Origin of the sequence: Cumulibacter manganitolerans (genome assembly GCF_009602465.1) — a bacterium.
Lineage (GTDB): Bacteria > Actinomycetota > Actinomycetes > Mycobacteriales > Antricoccaceae > Cumulibacter > Cumulibacter manganitolerans.
On sequence record NZ_WBKP01000012.1, the window covers coordinates 63,974 to 86,486 of the forward strand.

Here is a 22,513-nt window from a genome sequence, read left to right on the forward strand (position 1 = left end):
GGGTCGCTCGAGATCGGCGGTTACGCCGACAGGCTGGCGCGACCCTTGCGGCGGCGGCCGGACAGGATCGCGCGACCCGCGCGGGTGCGCATCCGCAGGCGGAAGCCGTGGGTCTTGGCGCGACGACGGTTGTTGGGCTGGAACGTCCGCTTGCTCACTGCGGGCTCTCCTTATGACGGTCGGTGTCCGCGAGGGACAGGGCTCGAGAGCCCGATGGAAGATCAGCTGATGGTGCGCGGCCTGCGCCGCACGGGGACCCGCCACCACGACCGTCCGCGCGGCGAGAAGGTGCCGAGGCACCGGCCCGCGGGAAGATACAGGCGACAGGTGTCGCGTTGCTGCGACCTTTCTACGGTACGGACCCGGCTGCACGGGGTCAAACATCGACCGCCGAATGTTGCCAGAGCCACCCTGCCGCCGAGAACCGCAGATCGTGACATGGCGCGGCGGCTCATCCAGGGTAGCGACACGCCGACGGCGGCGAATTTGTGACTGTTTATCGCCGTTCAACTTGTGAGCGATCCACGCGAGGGTTTAACCTGGCCTTCGCCTCCATGGTCAGGCCACGAGCCGTGCATCGCCTCCCGCTTGTGAATTCTCCTGGGGACAGGTATATCGTCGTCCTCTGTGGATATGCCTGTGGGTAACCGTAAAACCACCCTGTGACCTCGGCTTTTCCGTTTCGCGTATCCACAGCGGTGGCAGCGCTCGGTGTGCCGGAGTTATCCACACGGGCGCGGAAAGGGTTTATGCGTGACCGAGCAGTCTGACCTCGAGGTGGTGTGGTCCACCGCGATCGCTGGCATACCTCCCGCCGAGCTGACCGGGCGTTCCCGGGCCCTCCTTCGGATGACCAAGCCGGTCGGGCTCATGGGCACCACCGCCCTCATCACGGCGCCGGACCACTTCACGCAGAACATGATCGAGACCAAGCTGCGGCCGATCTTGAACAAGGTGCTGTCGGACACCCTGGCGAAGGACGTGCAGATCGCGGTCACGGTGGACTCGACCATGAGCACCGGCCTGCTGCCCGAGGACGACGACTTGCCGGACCCGCTCGCTTCCTACGGCGAGTCGGCGCCGACCGCCCCCGCGGGGGCAGAACCACCCACCCGGACCCACGCGGACCGCTCGGCCGGCGGATACGTCGGTGCCACCCCACTGGGTCGCGCCCCCGCCTACGCCGAGCCGGCCTCGCCGTCCGGCGGCGCCCGCGTGACCGCGCCGGGCCGGCTGAACCCGAGGTACACCTTCGAGAACTTCGTGCGGGGGCCGTCCAACCGGCTCGCGTTCGCGGCCGCCTCGGCCGTCGCCGAGGCACCGGCGAAGGCGTACAACCCGCTGTTCATCTACGGCGATTCGGGACTCGGCAAGACCCACCTGCTACACGCGATCGGTAACTACGCCTATCAGGTGTTCCCCGACATCAAGGTCCTCTACGTGAGCTCCGAGGAGTTCACCAACGACTTCATCAACGCCATCGCGAACGCGGGCCGGGGCGGCGGCGACCAGCGCGAGCAGTTCCGGCGCCGGTACCGCGAGGTCGACATCCTGATGATCGACGACATCCAGTTCCTGGAGCGTGCCGAGCAGACGCAGGAGGAGTTCTTCCACACCTTCAACACGCTGCACAACGCGAACAAGCAGATCGTCATCACCTCCGACCGCACTCCCAAGGAGCTGACCACGCTCGAGGACCGGCTGCGCAGCAGGTTCGCCGGCGGTCTGACGCCGGACATCCAGACCCCGGACCTCGAGACCCGGCTGGCGATTCTGCGGAACAAGGCCGCGCAGGAGGGGTTGACCGTCTCGCCCGAGGTGCTGGACCTGCTGGCCACGAAGATCCAGAGCAACATCCGCGAGCTCGAAGGGGCGCTGATCCGGGTATCGGCGTTCGCCAGCCTCACCGGGCAGGGCGTCGATCTCAACCTCGCGCAGCAGGTCATCAAGGATCTCGTCCCCGATCACGACAGCCAGCAGATCAGCGCGACGACGATCATGCAGCAGGTCTCGACGTACTACGACGTGTCGATCGACGACCTGTGCGGACGCAACCGTTCGAAGACGCTCGTGATGCCGCGGCAGATCGCGATGTACCTGTGCCGTGAGCTCACCGACCTGTCGCTGCCGCGCATCGGGCAGCAGTTCGGCGGCAAGGACCACACGACGGTGATGCACGCGGTGAAGAAGGTGGCCAACGAGATGAAGGAGAAGCGTCCCATCTACAACCAGGTCGCCGAGCTCACCGCGCTGATCAAGTCCGAGGGACGCCGGTGACGGAGTTCGAGCGGCGCTCGTCCGGCTTATCCCCCGTTGTGGATAAGCATGTGGAGAACTGTGGACGAGCTGGGGAGGTCGCTGTGGGCCGTTGTGCATGGTCTCGTGCAGTCCACAGCAGGCGCGGTTTCTCGGCGGCGTCGTCCACCACGCGTCAACATGGCGTCCGGCTCGGTGACCTGCGGAAAGCCCGGTTATCCACAGCGTCCACAAGTCCTATGACTACTACGGGATGTAATAAATACGGAAATCCCGATCATGTCTGCCAGCGGCGAATGTGTGGACATCCGCTGACGGGCGCCCTCGCCGCGCCGCCCCGGGCGGCTGCCGGTACCGTGCTGGCCAGCAGGGTGCGTGGCCGTTCCCGATTGCTCTCGAACGACGTGCAGGAGATTCGATGAAGTTTCAGGTGGAGCGCCAGGCGCTCGCGGACGCGGTGTCCTGGGTGGCCCGGGGCCTTCCGCAGCGCCCGCCGATGCCCGTGCTGGCCGGCATCCTGATGGTGGTGGACGCGGACGCCCTGACCGTGTCGAGCTTCGACTACGAGGTCTCGACGCAGATGAAGATCGACGCGAACGTCGATACCGCCGGCAAGACCCTTGTCTCGGGCCGGCTGCTGGCCGACATCACGAAGGCGCTGCCGAACAAGCCGGTCGAGATCTCCGTCGAGGGCTCGCGCGTCCTGCTGCGCTGTGGCACGTCGAAGTTCTCGCTGCCGAGCCTGCCGGTCGACGACTACCCCGCGTTGCCGAAGCTTCCCGAGCTGGCGGGCTCTGTGGACGCCGATGAGTTCGCCCGCGTCGTCGGAACGGTCGCGGTCGCGGCGGGCCGCGACGAGACGCTCCCCATGCTGACCGGCGTCCGGATCGAGATCGAGGGCGACACCCTGACCTTCGCCGCGACCGATCGCTACCGCCTGGCGGTCCGCGAGATGAAGTGGGAACCGGCCGATCCGGGGCAGTCGACGGCCGTTCTCGTGCCGGCGAAGATGCTCAGCGACACCGCCAAGACGCTGGCCGGTGCGGGCAAGGTGAACATCTCGCTGTCCGCGGGCTCCGACGGGCTGATCGGCTTCTCCGGCGGCGACCGGCACTCCACGACGCGGCTGCTGGACCCCGACTTCCCGCCGTTCCGCAAGCTGCTGCCCACGGAGGCGGCGTCCACCGCCGACATCGAGACCGGCGCTCTGGTGGAAGCGGTCCGCCGCGTGGCCCTGGTCGCCGAGCGCGGTACGCCGGTGCAGCTGGGCTTCGAGGACGGCACCGTGACGCTGACCGTCGCCGGCGACGACGAGGGCTCGGCCGAGGAGTCGCTGGCGACCGAGCTCGCCGGTGACCCGATCCGGATCGGGTTCAACCCCCACTACCTGCTCGACGGGCTGGGCGCCGTGGGCGCGGACTCGGTGCGGCTGTCGTTCCTGACCTCGACCAAGCCGGCGGTGCTCAGCCCCACCCCGGCGGAGGACGGCGAGCAGGACTCCTACCGCTACCTGATCATGCCGATGCGGCTGCCCGGCTGACGATGCGTCCCGGTTGATTCGTGCTCACTTCGGGCGTTGTCGCCCCACGCGAGCACAACTCAACGGAGGTGGCGATGGGGCACACTGGGTCGCAGAAGCCACTTCGCAGGACGTAGGCAAGGAGACACCATGCAGGTCGGACTGGTCGGACTCGGAAAGATGGGCGGCAACATGGCCGACCGGCTCACGGCCGGCGGGCACGAGGTGGTCGGCTATGACCGGTCGCCCCAGAGCAAGCGCACCGTCGACTCGTTGGAGTCGATGGTCGCCCGGCTGCAGACCCCGCGCGTGGTGTGGGTGATGGTGCCGGCCGGCGATCCGACACGCGAGACGATCAAGGCACTGGCGGACCTGCTCGAGCAGGGCGACCTGGTCGTGGACGGCGGCAACTCGAAGTACACCGACGACCAGGCCAACGCCGAGCTGCTGGGCACGAAGGGCATCGGCTTCGTGGACTGCGGCGTGTCCGGCGGGGTGTGGGGCAAGACCGAGGGCTACGCCCTGATGTGCGGCGGGGACGAGCAGTACGTGCGCCTGGCCCAGCCGCTGTTCGACGCCCTCAAGCCCGAGGGTGCGCACGGTTTCGTGCACGCCGGCAAGGTGGGCGCCGGTCACTTCACGAAGATGGTCCACAACGGCATCGAGTACGGCATGATGCAGGCGTACGCCGAGGGATACGAGCTGCTGCAGAAGGTCGACCTCGTCGAGAACGTCGATGCGGCCTTCGCGTCCTGGCAGAGCGGCACCGTGGTCCGCTCGTGGCTGCTGGATCTGCTGGTCCGCGCGACGAAGGACGACCCGAACCTCGAGGGCATCCGCGGCTACGCCCAGGATTCCGGCGAGGGCCGCTGGACCGTCGAGGCGGCGATCGAGAACGCCGTCCCGCTGCCGGTCATCACCGCGGCGCTGTTCGCCCGATTCGCCTCTCGCCAGGACGAGTCGCCGGCGATGAAGGTGATTGCGGCGTTGCGCAACCAGTTCGGCGGCCACGCCGTCGGCAAGGCGGGCGACCGCGGCGACGTGCCGATCAGCTGACGCATCGGGGCCGCAGTCTCGCCGGGTGGGTTGTCACCGCGCGAAAAGCGGGCTTCGGCGTCGAAAGCGGGCAACTTTCCCCGTTCTTGCCGTCAAAGTCCGCTCGGCCAGGCGGCCGTCGCTGGGCCGCGCTCGTACCTTGCGGGTTACGTAACCGCAGTGGTACATATGGGATGTGACCCGAGGACCGGCGTGGGAAGCGCTGACCGACCCCACCCGCCGCGCGATCGTCCGCCGGCTGGCGACCGGCGAACGGACGGCGGGGGAGCTGGCCGAGCTGTTCCAGATCGCCCGGCCGGGGGTCTCGCGGCATCTCAGGGTGTTGCGCGAGCATGGTGTCGTGACCGTCCGGGCCGACGGGCAGCGCAGGATCTACCGGCTACGGCTCGAGGCGATCAGCGGTATCGAACGGTGGTGCGGCGAGGTCGTGTCGCTGGCAAGGACATCTCTCGGTGAGCGAGGGACCGGAGCGCCCGCGCGAGAAGCGAGCGGAAAGGGAAGGCAGATGATGGACGGGCTACTTGGGGTGCTACGCAACGGCACGGCCGGATCGGCGGTCGCCACGTTCGATCGCGTCTATCACGTCGGCGTGGACGATCTGTGGGCCGCGATCACCGATCCGGAGCGGCTCGGGGGGTGGTTCGCCCGGCTCGACGGCGATCTGCACGAACGCGGCCACTTCACGATCCACCGGCACAATGGGGACGTCGGCAACTGCCACGTGCTCGAGTGCTCGGCGCCGCGGCGGTTCTCCTTCGAGTGGCCGACCCCGACCGAGACCCTCGTGACGGTGACCGTCATGCCGGACCGGTCGGACACCCGCATCGAGCTGCGCCACGAGAACCTCACCCCGACGCAGGCTCCGGACCTCGCCGCGGGATGGGACGCCTATCTGCACACCCTCGACGACTACCTCAGTGACCGCCCGCTGCGCGATTGGCACAGCAGCTTCGACTCGGTGCGCGCCGGGTATCGCGCTCAGCTGCCGCTGTAGCCGAACCGCCAGGCGCGGCGACGATGAATCGGACCGTCGTGCCCGGTCTGTACTGGCATGACGAAGACGACGAAGCTGATCAGCGTCTCGATTCCGGTCGCCGATCAGGATGCTGCGCTGCGGTTCTACACCGAGGTGCTCGGCTGCGAGCTCGAGGTCGATCAGGAGATCATGCCGGGCGGCCGGCTGGTTCAGGTGCGTCCGCCGGGCTCGCCGGTGTCGCTGGCACTGCTGCTCCCCGACGGGCCGATCCCCGTGGCGGTCCGGCTGGGTACCGGCGACGCCGACGAGGCGTTCGTTCGCGTCGCTCGGGCGGGCGTTCGGGTGCACAACGAGGAGGTACTGCGTTGGCCGGGGGTCCCGCCGATGTTCTCCTTCGAGGACGTCGACGGCAACGGGCTGGTGTATCTGCAGGACGAGTAGCGCAGCTCAGGCCTGTTGACGCAGGTACTTGCCGAAGTGCGGCACGGTGAACGCGATCCTGCCGCGCTCGGCGGAGTAGATCAGGCCCTTCTTCAGCAGCGCGTCGCGCGCCGGTGACAGCGACTGCGGCTTGCGGCCGAGGTGTGCGGCGACGTCGGCGGTCGGCACGGAGTCGAGCTCGGGTTCGCTGCCCACGCCGAGGGCGACGTCCGCCATGGCGGCCAGGTACTCCCGTTCGCCGGGAGTCGCGCGTTCGAACCGGCTGCCGAAGAAGCCCACGGCGAGCTCGGCCTCGGCCTCCGGCGCCGCGACGCGGACGTCGTGGGCGGTCACCGGGGAGCCCGGTGCGAGATCCCAGACCGACTTGCCGTAGGCCTGGATGAAGTACGGATAGCCGCCGGTCGCCTCGTACATCGCGTCGAGGGCGTCGTCCTCGAACCGGGCGCCTTCTTCGGCGGCCGGGTTCATCAGCGCCCGATCGGCGGCCTCGCGCGGCAGCCGATCGATGCGCTGATAGCGGAACAGCCGTTCGGAGTACGACTTGCTGGCCGACAGCACCGCCGGCAGGTGCGGTAGCCCGGCCCCGACCACGATGACCGGAAGGCCGCTCTGTGAGATCTCGTGGCACGCGGCGCAGAGCGCGGAGATGTCGTCGGCCCCGATGTCCTGCATCTCGTCGATGAACACCGCAACGCCCTTGCCGGCTTCGGCGGCCACGCCGCCGACGTCCGTCAGCAGCTCGACCAGGTCGATCTCGATGTCGCCGGAGTCCGCGCGGCCCTTCGCCGCGGGCAGGTCGATTCCCGGGCTCCACCGCTCGGACAGCTTGGCCGATGCGCCCGCCTCGCGATGCGCGAAGGCCTTGATCACCGCGAGCACGTCGTCCGCGGGGTGCCCGAGCTCGCGGATGGCCTGATGGACCGCGCTGGACAGCGGGCGGCGCAGCCGCTGGTCCGGCCGAGCCTCGATCTTGCCGGTGCCCCAGCCGCAGCGTACGGCGGCCGAGCGCAGCGTGTTCAGCAGCACGGTCTTGCCCACGCCACGCAGTCCGGTGAGAACGAGCGAGCGTTCGGGCCGACCGCGCGCGATACGTTCCAGGACGACGTCGAAGGCGGCGAGCTGCTCGTCCCGACCGGCGAGCTCGGGGGGACGCTGGCCGGCGCCGGGCGCGTAGGGATTTCGGATCGGGTCCACGATCAGACGGTATTCGGCTGTCTACGTCATTCGGTAGACATTCCTAGCGTGTCGCATCGATGCGGGGTGATCAGGGTATATCCGGCTTTCTAGCGTAATCGGTAGATAGCGATATATCGGGTGATCGAGGGCAGAGGGCTGTGGCCGACCGGCGGTGGGGGCCACGGGCGGAATCGAGGGTCCGCCTAGGCTGGGGGCGGCCGGATCGGGACGACGGGGAGGTGGCCGGTGCGCATCGATCGCCTGCAGGTCATCGACTTCCGCAACTATGTCGAGGCCGAGCTCGAGCTCGGCGCCGGGCCCAACCTGCTCGTCGGCGCGAACGGCCAGGGCAAGACCAACATCGTCGAGGCGATCGGCTACCTCGGCACCCTCGCCTCGCATCGGGTGTCGAGCGACGTTCCGTTGATCCGGCGTACCGCCGAGCGTGCCGTAGTGCGTGCGATGTGCTCCAACGAGGGGCGCGCGTTGCTGATCGAGCTGGAGATCACGGCGGGGAAGGCCAACCGGGTGCGGATCAACAAGGCCCCGGTGACGCGGACCCGCGACGTGGTCGGCGTAGTGCGCTCGGTGCTCTTCGCCCCCGAGGATCTCGCCCTGGTCAAGGGCGATCCCGGCGATCGCCGACGGTTCCTCGACGATCTGTTGGTGCTGCGGCACCCGCGATACGCGGCGACCAAGGCCGACTTCGACCGGGTGCTCAGGCAACGCAACGCGCTGCTGAAGACCGCCGGCATGGCGCGCCGCGCCGGTCGGGACGGGGATCTGCGCACTCTCGACGTCTGGGACGCCCATCTGGTCGAGCACGGCAGCGAGCTGCTGCACGGTCGCCTCGAGCTGATCGCGGGGCTGCGCCCGCACTACGAGGCCGCGTACGCCGGGGTCTCCGGGGCCGCGGACACCGTCGGCCTGCACTACCGTACGTCGGCCGCGGACCAGGACGACCAGGCGATCCACGACGTGCCCGGCCGCGACGACCTCGCGGCGATGATGCGCGAGCGGCTCGCCCAGGTGCGCCAGAAGGAGATCGATCGCGCGTTGACGCTCGTCGGACCGCAGCGCGACGAGCTGGTGCTGGAGCTCGACGAGTTCCCCGCCAAGGGCTACGCCAGCCACGGCCAGTCGTGGTCGATCGCGCTGGCGCTGCGGCTGGCGTCGTACGAGCTGCTGCGCGCCGAGGGGGCCGAGCCGATCCTGATGCTCGACGACGTGTTCGCCGAGCTGGACGCGAAGCGCCGCGCCCACCTGGCTGCCCTCGCGCAGCGCGCGGAGCAGACGGTGATCACCGCTGCCGTGCACGACGACATCCCCGCCGGTCTCGTCGCGCAGACCTTCGAGGTCGTGTCCGGGACGCTCGCGCCGTCCGGCACCGGGCCGTCTCGCCACCAGCCGAACTAGGCTGGGGGCATGAGCGAGAAGGACGAGCGGTACGTCGACCCGGCCGCCGCCGCGTTCGCGAACCTCGCCCACCTCTCGGGGAGCAAGATCGACCCGTCGCGGGTGCGCCCGATGCCGAAGGTGTCCCGGCAGATCGACCAGCCGAAGTCGCGGCGCAGGTGGTCGGGGGCGGGTCCCTCCGTTCGCGACCCGAAGCCCGTCGGCAGCATCTTCGGCGATCTCGCCAAGCGGCAGGGCTGGGCCGCCGACATGCAGAAGGGGCGGGTGCTCAGCCACTGGTCCTCGGTGGTCGGTGAGCAGCTGGCCGCGAAGACCCGCGCGGTATCGCTGCGCGACGGCGAGCTCGAGGTGCGCACCGAGTCGACGGCGTGGGCGACCCAGCTGCGTGCGATGGAGCGGGTGCTCCTGCAACGGATCGCCGATCTGGTCGGGCCGAACGTGGTACGCCGGATCGTCATCAAGGGGCCGGCGGCGCCGACCTGGAAGCACGGCCGGCGCTCGGTGCGCGGCCGCGGACCGAGGGACACCTATGGCTGATCGACATCCTGACGACCCTGAGTGGCACCGCGCAGCCGACGGTCCGGACGGATGGGGCGAGCCCGGTGCGCAGCCGGCCGCGAGCCGGCCGAAGCGCTCGTGGAAGCAGCGGATTCTCTCGAACCAGAGCGCTCGCTGGGTGAGCACGGGGGCGCCGTACCACCAGGTCGGCGAGTACGCCGGCGCCGGTCGGCTGGTGGAGGCGGTCCGCGAGTTCGGCTGGCAGATCACCGACGCTGATGAGGAGGCCGACGCGCTCATCACGACCGCCCCGTTCCGGATCTCGGGCTATCGCGCCGGCAACGTCGTACGTGGCACCTTCGACCCGTTCGGCCCGACCGGCCCCGGCGCCCCAGCGCAGTGGCCGTTCCTGGCCTTCGATGCGGTCGAGGACAGCCGCGTCGGACGCACGGTCGGTCACTGCTTCACCTCCGTGCCGACGATGCTGCAGCTTCCGGCGCTGCGCATCCTTCCGGCCCGGTTCCTCACCGGCCCCGCCAGGGGCATGCAGGTCTTCCCGACGATCGACCCGATCTTCGACGCCCGATTCAAGCTCCTCGCGCGCGATGGGGAGCAGGAGCTGGAGGCGTTCACCCGGCTGATGACGGACGAGGTGCGCTCCGTGCTCAGCGCTGGGGACGACCTCGAGGAGATCTGGAGCGTGCAGGGCCAGCTGGTGGCAAGCACCTCGCAGCCGCATGACGAGCCGGTGCTCGCGCGGCACCTGGAGATCCTCGCGGCCATGCTGCGAGCGGTGCGGGCGCAGGCCTGAGATGTTCTTCGGCAGCGCCCGCGGCATCACCGGGAACTGGGGACGGCGGTACGGGGAGGGCAATGTTCCCGAGTTCCGCCCGGACCGCGCCGGTCGGCTGCCGATCGAGGCGATGGCGCAGCACAACGGCTGGGAGCTCTCGCCCGAGATGCCTCGGTACGACGACGGCACGCCGATCGACCTGTCGGGTGGACCGCTCGCGCCACAGCAGTGGCGGCCCAACCCGCCGATCGTGCACGGCCAGGCAGGATACTGGCACTTCTGGGCGCTAACGGTCACCGCGCGCACCCGCGGAGACGCCTGGCGCCCGTACGCCGTGACCTTCCTCCAGGTGGCTGGCCTGCTGCCGTACGTGCACGTGTATTCGGAATCGTGGCGCGCGTCGGTCACGTCGGTGATGCCGGAGGTGGACCTGGAGTCGGGGGAGTTCAATGACCGTTACGCGGTGTTCGCCAAGGACGCGCAGACGGTGTACGGGCTGCTCAACCCCCGCGCCATGCAGCAGCTGCTCGACGCGCCCCCGCTCGACGAGGTCTGGACCGCCGGTCAGTTCGTCTGCATCGCTCGCGTCGACCCGCACCACTCGGCGGCGCTCGCCGCGCACCTCGATCTGCTCACCGGTATCGCCGGCGGCATCCCCAGCAGCCTGTTCGAGCGTGGCTGACCGCTAGCGAGTCGACGGTGCCGCGGTCGCCAGGGTCATCGCTCGCGCCGCCGGGGAACGGGCGGGAGCGCTGCGCGCGCGCCAGGCATGGCGGCGGGCCTCATCCTGCGCGGCCTTGGCATGCACGGCCTCGCGGTTCGGCGCGAGCGGGACGCCGTTCGTGCTGCGTAGGTTGACCAGCGGCTGCTGGTCGGGATCGAGCCATCTCGGCGGGATCCACACAGGTCTGCCGTCGTAGACGGTGACCCGCCAGCCGCGCCGCTCGAACTCGCGATGGTGATAACCACACACGAGAGTCAGCTCGTCAAGGTCGGTCCGGCCGCCGTAGAGCCATTCGACGACGTGGTGACGTTCGCACCATTCCGGGGGCGCCGTACAGCCGGGGAAGCTGCAGCCACGATCGCGTGCGATCAGCGCGTTGGTCATGCCCTCGGGGCAGATGCGCTTCTCGCGGCCGTACCCGAGGATTCCCTTCGTGTCGCTCATCCAGACGGGGACCAGCAGCGCTTCCGCCGCCAGCGCCGCGACGTCGCTGAGGGTGACCGGTATCCCGCCGCTGGTCCGCCCGACCACGGGTTGGCTGCTCGTCGCGGCCCGCTGCCGCCCGTGCCGCAGCCAGTCCCACTCGCGCAGCGCGGCCACGCCGGCACCCGCGACCCCGTCGCCGCCGTTCGGTCCGTCCGCGTGCGGTGCCGCGTCACGGTCGCTGGCCCAGTCGGGCAGATGGGTGACGTGTCCGGTGTACCGATCGACCTGCTCGAAAAGAGCGTCGGCGTCGAGGACGAGGTGCACCGTCGCGGGCGTCCCGCCCGAGCGCGGCAGGCCTGGACTGTCCAGCAGCCGGGCTATCGCGTCGGCCAACGCGTCGTGGGTTCGCTGCGCGGGGCTTCGGGTATCCGGACCGAGCGGATCATCGGCGGGTTGGGGTGCGGCGAGCGGGTCGAGCACGGCGTGCAGCTGTGCCGCGAGCTCCCTGGTCAGGCTGCCCGAGATGTCGTGGGTGCCGTCCGCACGCAGGTCACCGATCCGCAGCCCGCGCCGTGCGGCGGTGACCGCCTCCGACGGTTGGGTTCCGTCCGGCAGGAGCGCGTCGTCGATCCGGTCCGCGATCAACCGCAGGTCCGTCGGACCGAACGCTGCCGCGTGCTGCACCAGCGCGGCCTCCGCCGTCGCCGCATCCTGGATCGTCACCGTCGCGCTCGTCGTCAGCCGGCGCATCGCCGCGCTGATCAGGCGCAGCTGATCGCCGGTGATCGCTCCGCGGTGCACCGCATCGGCCAGCGCGGGCAGCTCCGGGTCGCCGAGCCCCGTGCTGAAGTTGTGCTTGGGCAGCAGCTGCTCAGCGGTCCTGACCCGAGCGGCTGCCGTGGCCGGCGCGATCCGGAGCGCCTGAGCGATCGCGGCCCCGACCGACCGTGCCGCGAGATGAGCCGGCAGGTCCTCTGTCGTGGCGGCCTCGACGAACCAGCTGTCGAGGCAGGCGAGCCGCGAGCGGTGCGCTTCTGCGCGCTGCATCACCGCGATCAGCCGGTCGGGACCCAGGGCCTGCAGGTCTCCTCGGCGACCGATCTGCTCGAGTGCGGTGAAACCGGCGTCCAATGCCGCGAACGCTGCGAGCAGCTCGGCGTCCAGCTCGCCGGCCGACGTAGGGTCCATGCCCATCGGGAACGCCCCGAACGCGGGAAGCGCGCCGCCGGCAGCGGCAGATGGCTCGTTCGCCTCGCCGCGCGTGTACCGCTCCTCCGACATAGCACAATAGTACATACGTTCGAACAACTGTGCAAGGGATCACACGGGAGAATCCTTGAGCGTGTTCGCCGTCGACTGCGGCGCCCTCGGGGGCGCGCACGGCGCAGAGGGTGTCGACAGGGCCGCCTTCCGGTGCCGGTCGGCCAGCGCTTGTGCACCAGCAGAGGGCCGCTGAGGCGCTCTGGAGGTCGCTGTCGTCCACAGAACAGTCGCGGGTCCCGCGGTTTCGGGCCCATTGGGAGTAAACTTAGTGGGTCTAAGAGGCACGATTTTTGCCTGAGAGCGTCGCTGAGCGACTTTTAGCGACCCGCCCTCACTCACCCGCCGCCGATTTCGGGGGGTGGAGGAGGGGACGACGACCGCGTTCGCGGTCGACACGACACGGAAAGGTGCGCATCGCAGCGTGGCTGAAGCGAAGAAGAAGACGTACGGCGCCTCATCGATCAAGAAGCTTGAAGGCCTCGAGGCCGTCCGCAAGCGCCCCGGCATGTACATCGGTTCGACCAACGAGCGTGGCCTGCACCACCTGATCTGGGAGATCGTGGACAACGCGGTCGACGAGCACCTGGCCGGTTACTGCGACACCATCCTCGTGACGCTGCTGCACGACGGCGGCATCCGCGTCGTCGACAACGGCCGCGGCATCCCGGTCGATACCGCCCGCGGTGAGAAGAAGTCCGGCGTGGAGATGGTCCTCACCGAGCTGCACGCCGGCGGCAAGTTCGACGGCGAGAACTACGCCGTCTCCGGTGGGCTGCACGGCGTGGGCGCCTCCGTCGTGAACGCGCTGTCGACCGCGCTGGACGTCGAGATCAAGCGCGACGGCTACTACTGGACCCAGTCGTACTCCGACGCCAAGCCGACGGCGCCGCTGAAGCAGGGCGCGCCGACCAAGGAAACCGGTACCACGATCACCTACTGGGCCGACGGGACCATCTTCGACACGCTGCACTACTCGCTGGAGACGATCACCCGCCGCATGCAGGAGACGGCGTTCCTGAACAAGGGCCTGTCGATCACCGTCCGCGACGAGCGCCACGACACTCCCGAGGAGCAGGTCTTCCACTACCCGGGTGGCCTGAAGGACTTCGTCGCGCACATCAACGCCTCCAAGCAGCCGATCCACAAGTCGATCATCCACTTCGAGGCCGAGGAGAAGGGCATCGCCTGTGAGGTCGCGATGCAGTGGAACGAGTCGTACGGCGAGTCGGTCCGCACCTTCGCGAACATGATCAACACGCTCGAGGGCGGCACCCACGAAGAGGGCTTCCGGGCGGCGCTGACCACCGTGGTCAACAAGTACGCGCTCGACAAGAAGCTGCTGAAGGAGAAGGACAACCGGCTCTCCGGCGACGACATCCGCGAGGGCCTGTCGGCCATCGTCTCGGTCAAGATGTCCGAGCCGCAGTTCGAGGGCCAGACCAAGGCCAAGCTCGGCAACACCGAGGCCAAGACGTTCGTGCAGCGGGTCTGCAACGACTGGCTGAGCGACTGGTTCGAGCGCAACCCGCAAGAGGCGAAGACGATCATCGGCAAGTCGGCGGACGCCGCACGCGCCCGACGCGCCGCGCAGGAGGCACGCAAGCTGGCCCGGCGCAAGTCCGCGATGAACTCGAGCGGCATGCCCGGCAAGCTGATGGACTGCCGCAGCAACGACCCGAGCAAGTCGGAGCTGTTCATCGTCGAGGGCGACTCGGCCGGTGGCTCTGCGCGTTCGGGTCGCGACTCGCTGATCCAGGCGATCCTGCCGATCCGCGGCAAGATCATCAACGTCGAGAAGGCCCGCATCGACCGGGTGCTGAAGAACAACGAGGTCCAGTCGCTGATCACAGCGCTCGGCACCGGCATCCACGACGACTTCGACATCGAGAAGCTGCGCTATCACAAGATCGTGCTGATGGCGGACGCCGACGTCGACGGCCAGCACATCCGCACGCTGCTGCTGACGCTGCTGTTCCGCTTCATGCGTCCCCTGGTCGAGGCCGGCCACGTGTACCTGGCGCAGCCGCCCCTGTTCAAGCTCAAGTGGGGCGGCAAGCATCCCGAGGAGTACGCCTACTCCGACCGCGAGCGTGACGCGCTCATCAAGGCCGGCATCGAGGACGGCCGCCGTCCGCTGAAGGAAGGCGACATCCAGCGCTACAAGGGCCTCGGCGAGATGAACGCCAAGGAGCTGTGGGAGACGACGATGAACCCCGAGACGAGGTTGCTGCTGAAGGTGACCCTCGAGGACGCCGCCACCGCCGACGACCTGTTCAACGTCCTGATGGGCGAGGACGTCGAGTCGCGACGCAACTTCATCAACCGCAACGCCCGCGACGTCCGCTTCCTGGACATCTAAAGCACAGGTCGAACGAGGGAGCGCTAGCGACCGACTGAGACACCTCACGGTCGTCGAGCGAGCGAGGAACGAGCGACGTCGAGACGAGGCGAGAAGGAAATGCCGGTGACCACATCGAATCCTGGCGCACCGCGTCTCGACGTCGCTCCGCCTAGCGGCTCCGCTCGCTCGACGACCGTGCACGGCCCGCCGGGCCCAGCCCCAACGTGATGACAGAACGAAGACTTCGGAGAGATAGATCGTGACCAAGACCCCGCCGCCGCCTGCTCCTGACGAGTCGCGCGTCGATCTCGTCGACATCCAGGACGAGATGCAGAAGTCGTTCATCGACTATGCGATGTCGGTCATCGTCTCCCGCGCGCTCCCCGACGTGCGTGACGGTCTCAAGCCGGTGCACCGCCGCGTCATCTACGGCATGTACGACGGTGGCTACCGGCCCGACCGTGCGCACGTGAAGTGCTCGCGCATCGTCGGTGACGTGATGGGTAACTTCCACCCGCACGGTGACTCCGCGATCTATGACGCGCTCGTCCGCCTCGCACAGCCGTGGTCGCTGCGGGCGCCGCTCGTCGACGGCCAGGGCAACTTCGGCTCGCCGGGCAACGACCCCGCCGCGGCGATGCGGTACACCGAGGCCCGGATGTCGCCGCTGGCGATGGAGATGGTCTCGGGGATCGACGAGGACACCGTCGACTTCACCGCGAACTACGACGGCAAGGTCCAGGAGCCCACCGTCCTGCCGTCGCGCTTCCCGAACCTGCTGGTCAACGGGTCGGCGGGCATCGCGGTCGGCATGGCGACCAACATGCCGCCGCACAACCTGCGCGAGGTCTCCGACGCGATCATCTGGTCGCTGCGCAACCCGCAGGCCACCGAGGAGGAGCTCCTCGAGGAGGCGATGAAGCGGGTGCACGGCCCCGACTTCCCGACCGCGGGGCTGATCGCCGGCAAGCAGGGCATCGAGGACGCCTACCGCACCGGGCGCGGCTCGATCCGGATGCGCGCGGTCGTCGCGGTCGAGGAGGGGCCCAAGGGCGGCACCGAGCTCATCGTGACCGAGCTGCCGTACCAGGTGAACCCGGACAACCTGAACGAGTCGATCGCCACGCAGGTCCGCGACGGCAAGCTGCAGGGCATCTCCGACATCGCCGACGAGACGTCGGATCGCATCGGCATGCGAATCGTCATCAAGCTCAAGCGCGATGCGGTCGCCAAGGTCGTGCTGAACAACCTGTTCAAGCACACTCAGCTGCAGACCACCTTCGGCGTGAACAACCTGGCGATCGTGGACGGCGTCCCGCGCACGCTGCGCCTGGACCAGATGATCACGTACTACGTGCGGCACCAAATTGAGGTCATCCAGCGGCGTACTCGCTACCGGCTCGCCGAGGCAGAGAAGCGCGCGCACATCCTGCGCGGCCTGGTGAAGGCGCTCGACATGCTCGACGAGGTCATCGCGCTGATCCGCCGCAGCCCGACGGTCGACGAGGCGCGCTCCGGGTTGATGGAGCTGCTGGACGTCGACGAGATCCAGGCCAACGCGATCCTGGAGATGCAGCTGCGCCGCCTGGCGGCCCTCGAGCGGCAGAAGATCATCGACCAGCTGGCCGAGATCGAGAAGGTCATCGCCGAGCTGAAGGCGATCCTCGAATCCGAGGAGCGGCAGCGCCAGCTGATCATCGACGAGCTCTCCGCGATCGTGGAGAAGCACGGTGACGACCGGCGCACCCAGATCATCGGGTACGACGGCGACGTGTCGATGGAGGACCTCATCGCGAACGAGGAGGTCGTCGTCACCGTCACCCGCACCGGCTACGCCAAGCGCACCAAGAGCGACCTGTACCGCTCCCAGCGGCGCGGCGGCAAGGGCGTGCAGGGTGCCTCGTTGCGGCAGGAGGACGTCGTCGCGCACTTCTGGGTGGGCAACACGCACGACTGGATCCTGTTCTTCACCAACAAGGGCCGGGTGTACCGCGCGAAGACCTACGAGCTGCCGGAGGCGACCCGCAACGCCAAGGGGCAGCACGTCGCCAACATCCTGGCCTTCCAGCCCGACGAGCACATCGCGCAGGTCATCCGGATCAAGGACTACAACGCGGCGCCGTACCTCGTGCTGGCGACCCGCAACGGACTGGTCAAGAAGTCCAAGCTGACCGACTTCGACTCGCCCCGCTCGGGCGGTCTGATCGCGATCAACCTGCGGGACGGCGACGAGCTCGTGGGCGCGGCGCTGATCACCGACGACGACAACCTGCTGCTGGTCAGCAAGAAGGCGCAGTCGATCTGCTTCTCCTCCGACGACGACTCGCTGCGGCCGATGGGACGGGCCACGTCTGGCGTGATCGGCATGCGCTTCGGGGAGGACGACGAGCTGCTGTCGATGATCGTCGTCCGCGAGGGGGTCGACGTGCTCGTCGCCACTGAGCACGGGTACGCCAAGCGTACGGGGATCGAACACTATCCCGTGCAGGGTCGAGGCGGTAAGGGCGTGCTCACGGCCGACCCGAAGGCGCGCAAGGGCAACCTGGTGGGCGCGCTGGCGGTCAGCCTGGAGGACGAGCTGTACGCGATCACCTCCAGCGGAGGCGTGATTCGCACTCCTGTGAAGGGTGTCCGTCACAACAACAACCGTGCCACCATGGGCGTAAAGTTGATGAATCTGCCGGAGGACGTCACGATCGTTGCGATTGCCCGCAACGCCGAGGACGACACCGACGAGAACGAGGAGCAGGCTAAGTAGATGAGCAGCGACAAGGACGCAGGCGGCAACGACTGGCTGTCTGCCCCGGTCGGAGGCGCTACTGGAGCGGATGCCTCGAGCAACTCCGGCGTCAAGCAGGCCACGAGCGTCAGCGACTCAGCGAACGACAGGTCGGTCTCCGAGTCGGTGACGAGCTCGGGGTCGAAGTACAAGTCGTCGTTCACCAACAGCCTCGCCGGCAGCAGCACCGGCTCGCTGTATCCGACGAGCACCAAGGACGCGGCGTCCCCCGCCCTCGACACGGAGCTGACGCCCGGCCCGGCCACCTCGGTGGGCCTCGGCTCGGCCGCGACGGGCACCGTCACGCGACCCCGACGTTCGCCGTCGGCCGGCCCGCGTCGCGCGAAGCTGCAGATCCGGCACATCGACCCGTGGTCGACGCTGAAGCTGTCGCTCGTGCTCGCGGTCGCGTTCTTCTTCGTCTGGATGATCGCCATCGCGATCCTGTACGGCGTCCTGTCCACGATGGGCGTGTTCGACTCGATCGACTCGATGTTCGCCGAGCTCGGCGGCAGCAGCGGGAACATCGTCACGCCGAAGCTCGTCTTCGGCGGTGCGGCGCTCATCGGTGCGATCAACATCGTGCTGTTCACCGCGCTGGCGACGATCGGGGCGTACATCTACAACCTGTGCGCCGACCTCGCCGGCGGCCTGGAGATCACCCTCGCCGAGCGCCGCTGAGGCGCCCTCGCTCGTTTGCCGATCGTTCACCGTGATCGGGTAGAAATTTCGTATGCAGAACATGAAGCTCCGGGAGTACATCGACAAGCTGCGCGTCGACGGCTACCGCGTGGCCAACAGCGCCAACGAGGACCCCACGCTCATCGACCGGTTCGGTGCGGCGGTCGACACGTGGCGTGAGGACTACCCGTACGACGAGCTCATGGGCCAGGAGGAGTACGACGAGGAGAAGTACCGGCTGCAGGTCGAGCTGCTGAAGTTCCAGTACTGGTCGCAGGATGTCGGCGCCAAGCACGTCATCGTGTTCGAGGGACGCGACGCAGCCGGCAAGGGTGGCACGATCAAGCGGTTCACCGAGCACCTCAACCCCCGCGCCGCGCGCGTGGTCGCGCTGAACAAGCCGAACGACCGCGAACGCGGCGAGTGGTACTTCCAGCGCTATGTCCGCCAGCTCCCGACAGCCGGCGAGATCGTGATGTTCGACCGGTCCTGGTACAACCGGGCCGGCGTCGAGCGGGTGATGGGGTTCTGCACCGACGAGGAGCACGCGACGTTCATGCGGCAGGCGCCGGCGTTCGAGCGGATGCTGGTCGAGTCGGGAACGACCGTGACCAAGCTGTGGTTCTCCGTCACCCGAGCCGAGCAGCGCACCCGGTTCGCGATCCGGCAGATCGACCCGGTCCGCCGGTGGAAGCTCTCGCCCATGGATCTGGAGAGCCTGGATCGCTGGGACGACTACACGAGGGCCAAGGAAGAGATGTTCGCCGGCACCGACAAGCGGCGCGCCGAGTGGTTCTCGATCAAGTCGAACGACAAGAAGCGCGGCCGGATCAACGCGATGCGGCACTTCCTGCACCGCTTCGACTACGAGGGCAAGGACACCGACGTGGTGTACGCGCCGGACCCGAAGATCGTCAAGCGCGCCCGCACGTACGCCGGCGACTAACCCCCGTTGTGTTGTTACCACTTCGGGCGACGACGCCCCGAGCCGCAACAACACAACGGAGGACAGGACGGTGAGGGGGATCTCTCCCACCTGGCGCGCGCCGCCCGGCGGACGGTATGTATTATGGAGCGGTTGTCTCAGACGGTACCCGCGCCTGTAGCTCAGTCGGTTAGAGCGCATCCCTGATAAGGATGAGGTCGGAAGTTCGATTCTTCCCAGGCGCACGCACGACGCTCGGATCCGAGAGGAGCACTCATGCGCAAGCTGCTGCTGGTGATCCTCGGAGCGCTCGGATTCGCCCTGGCGAAGCGGCGGCGCGAGGCCGATCGCGACGCGGCCCTCTGGCGCGAGGCGACGAGCGGCAGCGGCACGAAGTAGCGACGAGGGGCCATAGCTCAATTGGTAGAGCGCCTGCTTTGCAAGCAGGAGGTCCGGGGTTCGATTCCCCGTGGCTCCACCAGATGAAATCGCAGATAAGCCCTGTATTCTCTCGCTTTCCTGTCTTTCGTTTGCCAGGGGACTTGGACCGTCTGCAAGTGTGTCCATCACCGTGCACTGTGAAGCCGGGGATTTCCCTCGCCTCCCGAAGGAGGTCAACGCGGTCGCCCGGCCATCCCATCCGCGTCACCAAGCATTAGGGCCAATCGCCGCCGGTGCCCTCTCTCGCACGGCGCGCGTTGATCGAGTTCGGACTCGTCGCCGCTCTGCCCTACACTTCCGGCCTTCGCGATCCGCCACCCGAGCCATCCCTCCGAACGCGCCTACCTCAGCAATGATGGACTCATGCCAGCTTATGAGAGTTGGGCGAGCAGCCCCGCTTCACGGAGGGTGATGCAGGGCAATAGGTCCCGCGACACCTCTCCGGAATTGGCCGTACGTCGTGTATTGCACGCTGCGGGTCTGCGATATCGAGTCGCATACCGACCCGAGCGGTCGTTGCGGAGAACCGCCGATATCGTGTTCACCAAGCAGCGCATCGCCGTCTTCATCGACGGCTGCTATTGGCACGCCTGCCCGGAGCACCGAACGGTTGCGCAGTCGAACGCGACCTACTGGTCCGAGAAGCTAGCTGGGAACGTCGCCCGCGATGCTGACACGACGGAGCGACTACAGGAGGCCGGCTGGACCGTCCTCCGGTTCTGGGAGCATGAGGACCCGGGTGACGTCGCCACAGCCGTGGCTGCGACGGTTCGCAACCTCTCCGCCGGAGTCAAACGCCGATAGGCCGCGATACGAGGGGGCAAGACTCGCGCGTTTCCCGTCAGCGGTCCAAAGCCGATGCCGATGACTCTTCGCGTGTGCCGCCCCGTCCTGGCCGGTCGACGGCAGGCGGCTCGACCTCGGCACCAAGGGCTGACGCTCCCCGTGGAGGGTCCGTAGCCGGTCCTGGACGTTGCGCACCGGGGTCCGCATTCGGAAGTAGAGGTCCACTGTCGCTCCAAAGTTCGAGATGCCACCGGCGCATTTCGCGGACTGGAGCCGCGGACGGAGCGGATTCCGAAGGGTTCCGACGCTCAGCCCTTACGTCGGCACGTCGATGTCGGTGCCCCCACCTAGCGTTGAACCTCAGCACTCTGTTGATAGCACGTCGGCATCGGGCAGGGGGACGGGGAACGCCATGCGAGAACACCAGCAGAAAGCTGAAGGCTCAGCTAAGCTAATGAGCATGGGTTCTACGCCGTTCACGTTTGTCGACTTGTTCGCAGGCGTTGGTGGCTTTCACGCCGCACTCGGCGCCCTGGGCGGCAAGTGTGTCTATGCCGTCGAGAAGGACCGTGAAGCGGCAGCCGTCTATGAGCGGAACTGGAACTTCAGGGCCCACGGCGACATCATCGACGACACCGAGACGCGGATGCGAGTGCCCGAGCACGACGTTCTGGCCGCAGGCTTCCCCTGCCAACCGTTTTCGAAGTCAGGCTTCCAGCGGGGCATGGACGAGGCGCGGGGGACGCTGTTCTGGAACATTCTTCGGATCCTCGAGGCGCGACGACCAACGGTGGTCCTCTTGGAGAACGTTCGCAACATCTACGGACCGCGACATAAGCACGAGTGGGAAGTAATCGTTCGCTCGCTACGCGAGCTCGGTTACCAGGTCTCCTCTCGCCCGATCGTATTTTCTCCGCATCTGCTTCCGCCTGAGCGCGGCGGGCGTCCGCAGATCCGTGAACGGGTGTTCATCACGGCTACCTATGTCGGCTCCGAGCATTCACACGCAGACGTCGAGCCTTCTGTGTTACGCCAGCCAATCGACGGTTGGTCACCCAAGAGTTGGGAACTTCATTCGGATCTTCCCGTACAGCCGGACAAGGAGTTGGGAAACCGGCTCCGATTGAACCTGACTTCGGCTGAGACGACGTGGGTCGAGGCATGGAACGACTTCGTCCTCTCCCTGCGTCGGGGGGGTGTGTCGAAGCTTCCAGGGTTCCCGATCTGGGTGGATGCGTTCATTCATATGGACGACCTGGTAGTTCCCGACAGCACCGCGCACTGGAAGGCCACTTTCCTTCGGAAGAACGCGGAGTTCTACACCAGGCACCGAGAACTGATTGAGGGCTGGCTGGAGCGCTGGGACTACCTGCGGGACTTCCCTGCATCGAGGCGCAAGTTTGAATGGCAGGCTCAGGACGCCGAATCGCTCCTAGACACCGTTATCCATCTGCGGCCATCTGGTCTGCGCGTCAAGCAGGCAACTTACACTCCCGCTCTAGTCGCGATCACGCAGACGAGCATCCTCGGCGATCTCCAGCGCCGCCTTTCCCCGCGGGAGGCTGCTCGACTTCAGGGCCTTCCTGAGTGGTTCGACTTCGGTGACCAGCCCGAATCCGCAACATACAAGCAGTTGGGAAACGGCGTGAACGTCGGCGCTGCGTACCACGTGTTCCGCGAGCACGTTCGCAAGACCATCCGCCACGTGCGGCGACGCGCACCCGGCCTCGCCGAGGCGGTCTATGCGGGCGCATTGAGCCCCGACGCTGCCGTAGAACGCTATTGGGACCCTGAGAGGCCCGTGATTCTGCGAGTCCGCCGTCCGAGCGGAGCTAATATCCAGACGGCGGGCTAGGGTCGACAGATGGGCGAGGCCAGACCTACCTGGGTCAAGTCCCGTGGGGTGGTGTACGAGGTTGATCCCTCGGTTGGGCGTGTCGGTTAGGCCGTGAGGGCCTGGAGCTCGGGTTCGGTCACCTCCTCGGCATCGGCGGTGGGGTCGACGGCCTGGGATCG

The 22,513-nt window shown here is 67.8% G+C and carries 19 protein-coding genes and 2 tRNA genes; 18 read left to right on the forward strand and 3 right to left on the reverse strand.

Translation table 11 applies throughout. The annotated features are described in order from the left end of the window. Positions 1 to 20 precede the first annotated feature (20 nt). Positions 21 to 158 carry a 50S ribosomal protein L34 gene (gene rpmH, locus F8A92_RS06815; RefSeq protein WP_153504409.1) on the reverse strand — a complete coding sequence of 46 codons (138 nt, stop codon included), beginning with the start codon at positions 156 to 158 and terminating at the stop codon, positions 21 to 23. Positions 159 to 753: 595 nt separating this feature from the next. On the opposite strand from rpmH, the gene dnaA reads away from it, so the two are divergent. From dnaA to F8A92_RS06840, 5 genes are all read left to right on the forward strand, one after another. Further along, complete coding sequence (gene dnaA / locus F8A92_RS06820; RefSeq protein WP_228389266.1) at positions 754 to 2,277, forward strand: chromosomal replication initiator protein DnaA; 1,524 nt, start codon at positions 754 to 756, stop codon at positions 2,275 to 2,277. Between the two features lie 397 nt (positions 2,278 to 2,674). Next, a complete protein-coding gene (dnaN, locus tag F8A92_RS06825) occupies positions 2,675 to 3,796 on the forward strand; it encodes a DNA polymerase III subunit beta (RefSeq protein ID WP_153504411.1) in 1,122 nt (373 codons plus the stop codon). Between the two features lie 36 nt (positions 3,797 to 3,832). Further along, positions 3,833 to 4,831 carry a phosphogluconate dehydrogenase (NAD(+)-dependent, decarboxylating) gene (gene gnd, locus F8A92_RS06830; RefSeq protein ID WP_153504412.1) on the forward strand — a complete coding sequence of 333 codons (999 nt, stop codon included), beginning with the start codon at positions 3,833 to 3,835 and terminating at the stop codon, positions 4,829 to 4,831. Between the two features lie 175 nt (positions 4,832 to 5,006). Beyond that, on the forward strand, positions 5,007 to 5,825 hold the full coding sequence (locus F8A92_RS06835) for an ArsR/SmtB family transcription factor (RefSeq protein WP_153504413.1): 819 nt from the start codon (positions 5,007 to 5,009) through the stop codon (positions 5,823 to 5,825). 57 nt (positions 5,826 to 5,882) lie between these two features. Next, positions 5,883 to 6,248: a VOC family protein gene (locus tag F8A92_RS06840; RefSeq protein ID WP_153504414.1), complete on the forward strand. Its 366-nt coding sequence runs from the start codon at positions 5,883 to 5,885 to the stop codon at positions 6,246 to 6,248. A 6-nt stretch (positions 6,249 to 6,254) separates the two neighbouring features. Here the strand turns inward: F8A92_RS06840 and F8A92_RS06845 are convergent, their stop codons facing one another. Then, positions 6,255 to 7,442: an ATP-binding protein gene (locus tag F8A92_RS06845; protein WP_153504415.1), complete on the reverse strand. Its 1,188-nt coding sequence runs from the start codon at positions 7,440 to 7,442 to the stop codon at positions 6,255 to 6,257. 228 nt (positions 7,443 to 7,670) lie between these two features. Here F8A92_RS06845 and recF point away from each other — a divergent pair, with 228 nt between their 5' ends. Genes recF through F8A92_RS06865 form a run of 4 tightly spaced genes read left to right on the forward strand, consistent with a single transcriptional unit; the run spans position 7,671 to position 10,813 of the window. Then, positions 7,671 to 8,840 (forward strand): DNA replication/repair protein RecF, encoded by a 1,170-nt coding sequence (gene recF / locus F8A92_RS06850; RefSeq protein WP_153504416.1) that lies wholly within the window; start codon positions 7,671 to 7,673, stop codon positions 8,838 to 8,840. A 9-nt stretch (positions 8,841 to 8,849) separates the two neighbouring features. Further along, the gene (locus tag F8A92_RS06855) at positions 8,850 to 9,377 is read left to right on the forward strand and encodes a DUF721 domain-containing protein (protein WP_194291390.1); all 528 of its coding nucleotides are present in this window, start codon (positions 8,850 to 8,852) and stop codon (positions 9,375 to 9,377) included. Continuing rightward, positions 9,370 to 10,149, forward strand: a complete 780-nt coding sequence (locus tag F8A92_RS06860) for a hypothetical protein (protein WP_153504417.1) — start codon at positions 9,370 to 9,372, stop codon at positions 10,147 to 10,149. The genes F8A92_RS06855 and F8A92_RS06860 overlap by 8 nt, the downstream gene beginning before the upstream one ends. A gap of 1 nt (position 10,150) precedes the next feature. Further along, positions 10,151 to 10,813: a DUF3137 domain-containing protein gene (locus F8A92_RS06865; protein WP_153504418.1), complete on the forward strand. Its 663-nt coding sequence runs from the start codon at positions 10,151 to 10,153 to the stop codon at positions 10,811 to 10,813. Between the two features lie 3 nt (positions 10,814 to 10,816). Here F8A92_RS06865 and F8A92_RS06870 read toward each other — a convergent pair whose 3' ends face one another. Continuing rightward, a complete protein-coding gene (locus F8A92_RS06870) occupies positions 10,817 to 12,562 on the reverse strand; it encodes an HNH endonuclease signature motif containing protein (RefSeq protein ID WP_194291391.1) in 1,746 nt (581 codons plus the stop codon). Positions 12,563 to 12,965: 403 nt separating this feature from the next. On the opposite strand from F8A92_RS06870, the gene gyrB reads away from it, so the two are divergent. The 9 genes from gyrB to F8A92_RS06910 all read left to right on the forward strand — a co-directional run bounded on the left by gyrB (position 12,966) and on the right by F8A92_RS06910 (position 22,352). Continuing rightward, a complete protein-coding gene (gene gyrB / locus F8A92_RS06875; protein ID WP_153504420.1) occupies positions 12,966 to 14,903 on the forward strand; it encodes a DNA topoisomerase (ATP-hydrolyzing) subunit B in 1,938 nt (645 codons plus the stop codon). 241 nt (positions 14,904 to 15,144) lie between these two features. Continuing rightward, positions 15,145 to 17,643, forward strand: a complete 2,499-nt coding sequence (gyrA, locus tag F8A92_RS06880) for a DNA gyrase subunit A (protein WP_153504421.1) — start codon at positions 15,145 to 15,147, stop codon at positions 17,641 to 17,643. Next, positions 17,644 to 18,345, forward strand: a complete 702-nt coding sequence (locus F8A92_RS06885; RefSeq protein ID WP_153504422.1) for a DUF3566 domain-containing protein — start codon at positions 17,644 to 17,646, stop codon at positions 18,343 to 18,345. It abuts the gene before it with no gap. A 52-nt stretch (positions 18,346 to 18,397) separates the two neighbouring features. Next, a complete protein-coding gene (gene ppk2 / locus F8A92_RS06890) occupies positions 18,398 to 19,291 on the forward strand; it encodes a polyphosphate kinase 2 (RefSeq protein WP_153504423.1) in 894 nt (297 codons plus the stop codon). A 150-nt stretch (positions 19,292 to 19,441) separates the two neighbouring features. Beyond that, positions 19,442 to 19,515, forward strand: a tRNA-Ile gene (locus F8A92_RS06895). 31 nt (positions 19,516 to 19,546) lie between these two features. Then, positions 19,547 to 19,669: a DLW-39 family protein gene (locus tag F8A92_RS18940; RefSeq protein ID WP_228389267.1), complete on the forward strand. Its 123-nt coding sequence runs from the start codon at positions 19,547 to 19,549 to the stop codon at positions 19,667 to 19,669. A 6-nt stretch (positions 19,670 to 19,675) separates the two neighbouring features. Continuing rightward, positions 19,676 to 19,751, forward strand: a tRNA-Ala gene (locus tag F8A92_RS06900). Between the two features lie 323 nt (positions 19,752 to 20,074). Beyond that, complete coding sequence (locus F8A92_RS06905; protein WP_153504424.1) at positions 20,075 to 20,515, forward strand: very short patch repair endonuclease; 441 nt, start codon at positions 20,075 to 20,077, stop codon at positions 20,513 to 20,515. A gap of 436 nt (positions 20,516 to 20,951) precedes the next feature. After that, complete coding sequence (locus F8A92_RS06910) at positions 20,952 to 22,352, forward strand: DNA cytosine methyltransferase (RefSeq protein ID WP_153504425.1); 1,401 nt, start codon at positions 20,952 to 20,954, stop codon at positions 22,350 to 22,352. The last annotated feature ends 161 nt before the right edge of the window (positions 22,353 to 22,513 follow it).